Here is an 8,706-nt window from a genome sequence, read left to right as displayed (position 1 = left end):
ATCCGAACTAAAGAAAAGGCTAAAATCAGGCCAAAGGTAAAAGCAAATTGTAAGCCTAAGTGATTGTCGTTCAGACGGAAACCCAAAACAAAATAATAAAACAGTTGGAAATGTATTTTTTACAATATTTTGTCTTTTCGCCTGCGTAAGTTTAGGCTACGCAGAAAGCTGTTCTTCAAAAGGTCAGGTTCAATATAAATATACCGCAAGCGGATGTTCTTATACTACTCAAAGCAGAACCTGCTGTTCAAACGGTTCTTGGAGCGCATGGGATAAGCCGTGTCCCGTGGCCGAGTGTAAGAACGGAGAAACAAAAGAGTGCGGAAGCGGAAAGTGCGGACAAAAAACTTGCGTAAACGAACGTTGGAGCGCGTGCGAAACCATACCGAACAGGCTTGGTTCTACCGCATATAATCATGACACATATTGCACCACCGGCGGGCACAATGTTTGGTGCGGAGCTTCCGAATGGCTTGAAACATTGAAGTGCTGCGGGTTCTCACAGTCAATTGGCCTGGTTGGCAATCGTGATGATATTGATTATTCCAAATGCGGGGACACTTATTGGGGTTATGCATGCTGTCGTAAAGCGGAATTGCTTTATCCCAATACGAATGAAGGCAGGCAGGATTGGTCCGATACCGGCGCGGTGGAATATGTAAAGTAACTTTTAGGCTTAAAAGCCTCTCAACTAACCGCCCCGCCTAAGCGCAAGCAAAGGCGGGGTTTTTGCAAATGATTATACCGCGCTAATTTGGTAAAATATAACTATGATAGACAGAACTAAAAGATTGGAAACTCTGTTTTTGGAAGAAATCAATACGATTATCAGCCGTATGATAGCCAGCGGCAGTTTCAGCGGGTTTATAACGGTTACGGGCGTAAGGATATCCAAGGACTTGGCTTCGGCCAAGGTGTTTTATTCCGTCTTCGGCAGTGACGAAGATAAAAAAAGAGCGGCGCATAATCTTTCCGTTTTGCGGGGGGAAATCGGAGCCTTGCTCAGGAAAAGAATACACATTAAAAGGATACCGTCTTTTTCCTTTGAAATCGACGACACCCCGGAACGCGCTTCCAGGGTGGAAAAGATATTTTCTAAAATAGAGAAATCCCATGAGGCAGAAAAATAATCCGGCTTTTAAGGCCATAGCCAAAGCTTTGAAGAAGGGCCGCAAATTTTTTGTGGCCGGGCATCAGAACCCCGACGGCGACAGCTTGGGTTCCACCCTTGCCGTATGCAGTTTTTTAAGGCGTATGGGCAAGGACGTTTACCCTTTCAGTTCAGACCGCCCCGGGGAAGACTTGTTTTTTATGCCCGGGATTGATACCGTCAACTTTTCCGTTTTGCCCGACGAGTTCGATTTCGACACCATGATTCTGCTTGAATGTTCCGACAAGAACCGCGGCGGCAATCTTGAACCTTTGTTCAATACGGTAAAAACCGTAATCAATATAGACCACCATATTACCGGGGAAAATTACGGCACCGTAAATTATATAAACGCGCAGGCTTCCAGCACGGCGGAAATCATTACCGAGTTTTTTGAATACGTCAAAGCCGATATCACCCCCGAGGAAGCCACCTGCCTCTATACGGGTTTGGTTACCGATACCGGCCGCTTTTTGCACTCCAATACGGGTGCTGAAAGTTTAAGAGTCGGCGCGGTGCTTTTGGCGCACGGTGCGGATATACAGAAAGTAAACACGGTAATATATAACACCAAGCCTTATAAAGAACTTAAACTTTTAGGCCGCGCGCTGGAAAAATTAAACCTTTTACACGGTGGCACTTTTGCGGAAATTACTTTGACTTCCCGCGATTTTGAACTTTTGGGCGTTGACCCGCGCCATACGCAGGGCATAGTAAGCCAGCCGATAATGATACCTTCCGTCGAGGTTTCCGTCCTTTTAAGGGAAGAGCCCGGCAGAATAGCCGTCAATTTGCGTTCAAAAGGCAGGATTGACGTAAGCAAAATAGCCGTATTGTTCGGCGGCGGCGGACACGCCCGCGCGGCCGGTTTTAAAGTTGAAGGCGCAAAGCTGGAAGAAATCAAAACCAGGCTTACAGCTTCGGTAATAAAGGAAATTTCAAAACTGCAATGAGCGTAGAAAGCGCATTACTGCTTATAGACAAAGCGCCGGGGTGGACATCCCACGACGTTATCGCCTATGTGCGCGGCGTACTTAAAATAAAAAAAGCGGGCCACAGCGGCACGCTTGATCCCATGGCCAGCGGCCTTCTGATTTTGCTGCTCGGCAAAGCCACTAAATCGCAGAGCGAATATTTGGGCCTGCCCAAAAAGTATTCCGCCGAAGTTACCCTCGGCACGGAAACGGACACTTGGGACGCGGAGGGGAAAACCGAATTTAGCCTCCCTGTGCCGGAAATTACGGAAGAAATTTTATCTAAAACCCTTAAAGAACTTACCGGCACGATAAAACACCCCATACCTTTTTACAGCGCAAAAAAAGTTAACGGTCAAGCCATGTACAAAATGGCGCGAATGGGGGAAAATATCAGCCGAGAGGCCGAAGTAACCATATACGGCTGGGACAATGTGGCGTTAGACGGGAATAAAATCCATTTTGACGTTTCCTGCTCAAGCGGAACTTATATCCGCTCTTTGGCTTATATGCTAGGGCGCAGGCTTGGGACCTGCGGCCATTTGAGCAAATTAAGGCGCACCGCCATAGGCGGTTTTGACGTTAAGGACGCCACCCCCGTGGAAGCCGTAAAAAAGATGACGGCGGAGGATATTTTAAAATGCGTAAAAACTTTATAGCGATAGGGAGCTTCGACGGAGTGCACTTGGGGCACAGACATTTGTTTGAAAGCCTTAAAGATTTGGCCGCGGAGCATAAAATGACGCCGCTGCTTCTCGTTTTCAAGGTTCCTCCGAAGGTGGTAATGGATCCTTCCGCCGGGCTTCTCTCCACCCCTGAGGAAAAGGCCGTTTTGCTTAAAAAAGCCGGTATACGTCATGTAGAATTTTTGGATTTTAAAAAAGTCCGCGACTTATCCAAAGAAGAATTTTTTAATATACTGCTCAAAAAATACAATATGGGCGGCATTTTATGCGGAAAGGATTTTGCTTTCGGCAAAGAGCGCGGCGGCAAAGCCGATTTCCTAAAACGCGCCTGCGCGGAAAACGGCGTTATTTTTAATTGTGCGGATTTCCTTGAAACCGGCGGGGTTAAGATATCTTCCTCTTTGATAAGAAAATCCTTAAAATCCGGCGATATCGAGGCCGTAAACGATATGCTTGGGGCGAAGTATGAAGTAAGCGGGAAGATAGTAAAAGGCCGCCAAATGGGCCGTAAAATAGGTTTCCCTACGGCGAATATAGATTTTGACAAACTTAAAATCTTGCCGCGCGGGGTTTACGCGGTAAAAGCGAAGCTTGGGCGTAAAGAATATATGGGCGTTTGCAATATCGGCTGCCGTCCAACGGTTGAGCAGGGCGGCCTGCCTACCTGCGAGGTCCATATTCTTGATTTCAACCGCGATATTTACGGGCGTGTTATGACGGCGGAATTCGTCGCCAAAATACGCGCCGAAAAGAAATTCGCCACCTTGGGGGAGCTTACCCAGCAAATCAACCGCGACTCTATTTTGGCTTATAAATTGCTTAAATAACGGCGGTTTTGGTTTAAAGTTTTCGGCGATTTTTAAAATACGCTCTGTTAAATTATTAAAGTTGTTTACAAGTCTTTTGTGATTTGTTATAATATTTAAGTCGTCACCGTAGCTCAGCTGGTTAGAGCGGGCGTTTCATAAGCGCCAGGTCGGTGGTTCGAGCCCACCCGGTGACACCAGATTTCAGCCCCGCTTTAAGGCGGGGCTGTTTTATTAAAGGAATTTTTTATAGCAATGGTATTTTTCTCCGAAAGTTTCAGCGCGCTTAAAATAATTTCCACTTTGCTTATAATAATAGGCGTTGTCGGCCTAAAGCTTAGCGGCGGGGCTTAAAAATATTGACAAATTCCTCATACATAGATAAAATCTTAATATGGAAAAGATAAAAAATTCTTTTAAAGCTTCCTTCAGAAAAGGCGTTATTTTCGGCCTGTTGGATATCGTTTTCAGGCTTGGCGCTTTGTTTTTATGGCTGGCCACGGTCAAGCTTTTGTTTTCTTTCGTTTATGAAGCTCTTTTTTTGGAGCCCGTATTTTCGGAAACGATTTGGTGGTGCATCTATTCCTTGCTGATGTTTGTAACCGTAACAGCTTTGGCTTACGAGGCCGTCTGGGACAGAGAATAGTAAAAATTTAAAACGTTTAAAAACCCCCGGTTTAAGGCCGGGGGTTTTGCTTTTGGGAAAACTTGCTTCAGCTTTCTTTTATTATGGAAGCCATAATCTCGTTCTTTTGGATATGGTTGGTGCCTTCGTAAATTTGCGTAACTTTGGCGTCGCGGGCGTATTTTTCCAAAGGGAAGTCCCGCGTGTAGGCTATGCCTCCGCAAAGGTTTATGCACCTGTCGGCGACTTGCATCGCCGTATCGGAACAGAACAGCTTTGCCATGGCGCTGTATTTAGTCCAGCGCGGGCCTTTAAGGGCTTTAAGTTCGTCGTGGACCGTGGTGTTGTTTTTAACGGCGTTTTGGGAAGCTGCGATAAAATCTTTATCCATTAACGAAGTTATTTTATAGACAAGAGCCCTGCCCGCTTCTATTTTGGCCGTAAGTTCGGCCAGTTCGTGCCCGATGCTTTGGAAAGATATTACGGGCTGGTCGAATTGTTTTCTTATCTTAAGATATTTTACCGCTTCTGCGACCGCGCCCTGCGCAAGGCCCAAAGCCTGCGCCGCTATGCCGGGGCGGGAATAATCAAAAGTTTCCTGCACTATCAAAAGGCCTTTGCCTTCGCTGCCCAAAAGGTTGGCCGCCGGCACTTTGCAGTCGCGGAAAATCAAATCGTAGGTAGGGTTTGTTTTAAGGCCCATTTTGCGTTCTTTCTTGCCGAACGTAAAGCCGGGCGTGCCTTTTTCAACCACCAAAAGGGATATGCCCCTTGCGCCCCTTGCCGGATTGGTGGATACGGCCACGACGTAAAAATCCGCGGCTTCGCCGGTGGAAATATAATGTTTGGAACCGTTTAAAACGTAGTAATCTCCTTCCTTTAAAGCGGTGGTTTTAATAGCCGTCGCGTCGGAGCCGGCCTGCGCTTCGGAAAGGGCGAAAGTCCACAGTTTTTTGCCTGAGGCCAAATCCGGAATCCATTTTGCGCGCTGTTCGGGCGTAGCCCAAAAGAACATCGGCATACCGCCAAGTGCGCTGGTGCCGGCAGGCAAAGCCAAACCCATGCAGACTTTTGAAAGCTCTTCCAGAACCAAAGCCAAAGCGTTTACGCCCAGGCCTTCGCCGCCGTATTCTTTAGGCAGCCAAAGCCCGAAAAGTTTTTGCTGAATCATAGCCTGTACAGCTTCCGGGCAGAATTCTTCTTTTTCGTCGTATTTGGCTCTTAAGGGTTTAAAAACTTCCAAAGCGATTTTCTTGGCGCGTTCCACTGCTTCGCGTTCGGCGTCATTGTTAAAATAGTTCATTTTCCACCTCCGAAACTTAAATAAAGTTCACGTTGTTTTTTTATCATGTTTTTAATGTCGAAATCTTCCAAATCCTCAGGCCTGAAGGCAAAATCCTTTTTGTTCAGGGCCTTAAGTTGATTTTCGGCCAGCTTTTTGTAATTGCCGCGCGGCGTTAAAAATCCGTTTTTTCCGCTTTTCAGCACTTCCCTTATTCCGCCGCTGTCATAGCAAACGCCGGGGACGGACATAAACAAAGCTTCGACTAAAGCCATAGGCAGGCCTTCCCATAAAGAACTTAAGGAAAACACGTCGGCCGCGGCCAAAAGTTCGGATATGTCTTTGCGGTGGCCCAAAAGCTTAAAATTGTTTTTCAGTTTGCGGCGCGATATAAGCTTCTGCGCGGCTTGCTTAAGCGGCCCCGTACCCGTGTAAAGATAAACGCAGGAAGGCTCTTTTTTACAGACTATCTCGGCCGCTTTTATCATGTCCAGAGGGTTTTTTTGCGGTTTTAAATTGGCTGTGCAAAGGATTATTTTTGCGTTTTCTTTAAGGCCGAGTTCCCTTAGTTTTGCGGCTTTGTCAAAATCTTTAAAGTCTTGCTTTGTGCGCACTTCGACGCCGGCCCTGATAAGGGTGCATTGCGCGGCTTTGGTTATTTTAAGTTTAAGTGCGGTATCCATATCTTCGCGTGAAACGAAAATAAGTTTATCCGTAACTTTGGCCAGCAGTTTTTCAGCGGTAACGTAAAAATATTTTTTAAGCGGTTTTTGCCCTTCGTAAAAAGAAAATCCGTGCACCGTATGAACGATTTTCGGGCCTTTTATTATGCTTGCGGCCGCCAAACGCCCCAAAATGCCGGCTTTGGAAGAATTGGTGTGAACGATATCGGGCTTTATATTTTTAAGCCTTTTTCTTATTTGCAGAAATGCTTTTAAATCTTTCAGGGGGGAAATTTCCCTTACCAAATCGGGAATGAAGAACAAACCCTTTACGTTCTTTTTTGCTTCTTTATCCAAATATCCGCCCTTTCCGCAAAGGAGATAAGTTTTTATGGGCGGTCTGTTAAGGTTCCTTACGCTGTAAAGCACGCTTTTTTGCGCGCCGCCGAGTTCTAATTTGGTTATTATAAAAGCGATTTTTTTATTTGCCATTTTTCGGTAATCTCTAAATCAGGATAATAATATTTCAAAATTTCTTCGGCCGTTTTGCCTTTTTTTGCCAAACCGTAAGCCCCGTCTATGCAAAGGCCTTTGCCCGCTCCGGTGTCGGAGCCCAAAATAAGTACGTCTTTCTTAAACGGTATGAACGTGAAAAACGGGGATTTGAGCGTCCCTGCGGCCAAAATGAAGTTGGCCTCTTCAAAGGGGACTTCAATCGTTTTTTTGCTTCCGGCAAAGCGCATCGTTTCAATCCTGCCGTACGGAGTTGTTTTGGCGGGTTCAAAATATTTGAGCGCGCCGATTTTATGTAGAGAATTAAGACGGGTTTCAATTTCTTTAAGAGGCATTAAATAAACCCATTTCACGGAGGACCATAAAGTCGGGTCTTCCGGGGCGGAATACAAATCTTTGGGCGGATTGGAAATCATAAATTTAAACAGATTTACCGGGGAAAATGAATAACTTATATCAGCTTTGGTGTTTCTTATGCCGTCCTCGCTCGCGCTTGAGCAGGAACGGTATATTTCCGCTTGGGCCGGTTCCGCTGGGGTTTGCTCCGCAGAAACTTGCGCCAGCACTTTGCCTTTTGTGTTTTTTGAGGCTTCTCTTACAAATTGCGATTCCATATTGACGCCGCCGTAATTTAAGCGGGGGGCGTTATCCGAAATATCAAAAATAGCGTCTTGGGAATATGAGAGCCTGCGGACGAGCGCGGTTCTGAGAACCGTGGCGGCGGCTTCCAGCGCGGCAGGCGTTTTTATTCCGCGCGTCAAAGACATTAAAAGCGAGGGCAGAACGTCGTCTAAGGAAGTGTAATTTACCAAAATCATTCCTTTTTCCGTCGGTATTACCAACAGCGAACCTTTAAGTTCTTTATCGCCCAAATTTGCGGAAAAAATATCTTCCGCTTTGGCGTCTTTGACTAAGAAAGAATAGCCCTCTTTGTTTAAAGATATCACAAAAGGGCGTTTGGTGGAAAAATCCGCCGCACCCCATTTATTTTGTATGTGTACGCCTTGGTGTTCTTTGTCAAAAGAAATATTTTTAGGCGTGTAAGCTTCGCCGGAGATAACCGCGCCCAAAGCTTCGTCCTTAATGGTAAAATCGCTTCCGGGCATAAAGTTAAAACTTTGCAATGGGGTTAAGTTGGCTTTGTAATCGGAGAACAGCCCCACGCGCACGGCTTCGGAGTTTGATGGCTCAGGCTTTTTTGTGTAAATCTCGGAAAGTTTGGTATAAAACAGGTAATTTTCCGGCGCGCCTTTAAGCCTTTTTGAAAGTTTTTTAAGCCTTTTTGCGCTTTTTTTGTCGTTTTTATCCAATATAAACAGGCTTGCATAGCTTTGCCATGCCGGGATATACTGTTTAAGTTTATACTGTATTTCCGCCTGATATTTCTGCGCGGAATAATTGTTGCCGTCGTGGGAGAGCGCCTGCTCGGAAAGAGCCTGCGCCGCCGGTTTGTTTTTGGCGGAAAGACGGCCCATAAGATAAGCCGCATGAGATATTAAATAAGGGTCCGTCCCGTAAAGGTTTTGAAGTATCTCCATGGCTTCGTTTTTTTTGCCTGCGTTGAAATAAGCCTGCGCCAAAGCCAATTTTGAAGAAGAAAGGTATTCAAAATCGGCAGTCAAAAAGAGCAGATTTTCGGCTTCTTTTTTAGCTTCTTTGGTTTTGCCCCAAGCCGAATATATCCAAACTTTAAGCAGCTGAGGGAAAGGATTGTTAGGGTTAAGTTTTAAAGACAAATCCGCGTTTTTTAGGGCGTTTTTATACTCGGCGCGCTGCAAGTTGATGACGGCGGTGTTTAAAGCGGCTTGCAGTCTGGCTTCGGCGGGAAAACTTCCGTCGGCGGAAAGCTTCTCATAAACTTCCAAGGCTTTGCTTTGCTCTCCGTTTTCATAAAGCGTTTGCGCTTCTTTAAGTTCCGGGCCGTTAAAATAGGTTAAAACGGTTTTGCTTATTACGGCGTTATTAAGTTTTACGTCCGGCAGATGCGTTACAGCCATTACATTGTTTG

9 protein-coding genes and 1 tRNA gene are annotated in these 8,706 nt (G+C 45.8%); 7 read left to right on the top strand and 3 right to left on the bottom strand.

Annotated elements, in window-relative coordinates:
- Nucleotides 1-286 precede the first annotated feature (286 nt).
- The 7 genes from ACQY26_RS06570 to ACQY26_RS06540 all read left to right on the top strand — a co-directional run bounded on the left by ACQY26_RS06570 (nt 287) and on the right by ACQY26_RS06540 (nt 4,262).
- Entirely contained in the window at nt 287-667 is a 381-nt protein-coding gene (locus ACQY26_RS06570) for a hypothetical protein (RefSeq protein WP_428048345.1), read from the top strand.
- A gap of 103 nt (nt 668-770) precedes the next feature.
- Entirely contained in the window at nt 771-1,130 is a 360-nt protein-coding gene (gene rbfA, locus ACQY26_RS06565; protein ID WP_428048344.1) for a 30S ribosome-binding factor RbfA, read from the top strand.
- Nucleotides 1,114-2,103, top strand: coding sequence for a DHH family phosphoesterase (locus tag ACQY26_RS06560; protein WP_428048343.1), 990 nt, complete (start codon nt 1,114-1,116; stop codon nt 2,101-2,103). Before rbfA ends, ACQY26_RS06560 begins: the two co-directional genes overlap by 17 nt.
- Nucleotides 2,100-2,783, top strand: a complete 684-nt coding sequence (truB, locus tag ACQY26_RS06555; RefSeq protein ID WP_428048342.1) for a tRNA pseudouridine(55) synthase TruB — start codon at nt 2,100-2,102, stop codon at nt 2,781-2,783. The genes ACQY26_RS06560 and truB overlap by 4 nt, the downstream gene beginning before the upstream one ends.
- On the top strand, nt 2,765-3,637 hold the full coding sequence (gene ribF, locus ACQY26_RS06550) for a riboflavin biosynthesis protein RibF (protein WP_428048341.1): 873 nt from the start codon (nt 2,765-2,767) through the stop codon (nt 3,635-3,637). The genes truB and ribF overlap by 19 nt, the downstream gene beginning before the upstream one ends.
- A gap of 102 nt (nt 3,638-3,739) precedes the next feature.
- Nucleotides 3,740-3,816, top strand: a tRNA-Met gene (locus ACQY26_RS06545).
- 194 nt (nt 3,817-4,010) lie between these two features.
- Nucleotides 4,011-4,262, top strand: coding sequence for a hypothetical protein (locus tag ACQY26_RS06540; RefSeq protein WP_428048340.1), 252 nt, complete (start codon nt 4,011-4,013; stop codon nt 4,260-4,262).
- Nucleotides 4,263-4,329: 67 nt separating this feature from the next.
- Here the strand turns inward: ACQY26_RS06540 and ACQY26_RS06535 are convergent, their stop codons facing one another.
- The 3 genes from ACQY26_RS06535 to ACQY26_RS06525 all read right to left on the bottom strand — a co-directional run.
- Nucleotides 4,330-5,544 (bottom strand): acyl-CoA dehydrogenase family protein, encoded by a 1,215-nt coding sequence (locus tag ACQY26_RS06535; protein WP_428048339.1) that lies wholly within the window; start codon nt 5,542-5,544, stop codon nt 4,330-4,332.
- On the bottom strand, nt 5,541-6,677 hold the full coding sequence (locus ACQY26_RS06530) for a glycosyltransferase family 4 protein (protein WP_428048338.1): 1,137 nt from the start codon (nt 6,675-6,677) through the stop codon (nt 5,541-5,543). Before ACQY26_RS06530 ends, ACQY26_RS06535 begins: the two co-directional genes overlap by 4 nt.
- On the bottom strand, nt 6,650-8,706 hold a 2,057-nt coding region (locus ACQY26_RS06525), incomplete at its 5' end, for a hypothetical protein (RefSeq protein ID WP_428048337.1). The genes ACQY26_RS06530 and ACQY26_RS06525, both read right to left, overlap by 28 nt.

Source organism: Candidatus Proelusimicrobium excrementi (genome assembly GCF_937881865.1).
GTDB classification, from domain to species: domain Bacteria; phylum Elusimicrobiota; class Elusimicrobia; order Elusimicrobiales; family Elusimicrobiaceae; genus Proelusimicrobium; species Proelusimicrobium excrementi.
This window is presented reverse-complemented; position numbering and strand designations above follow the sequence as displayed.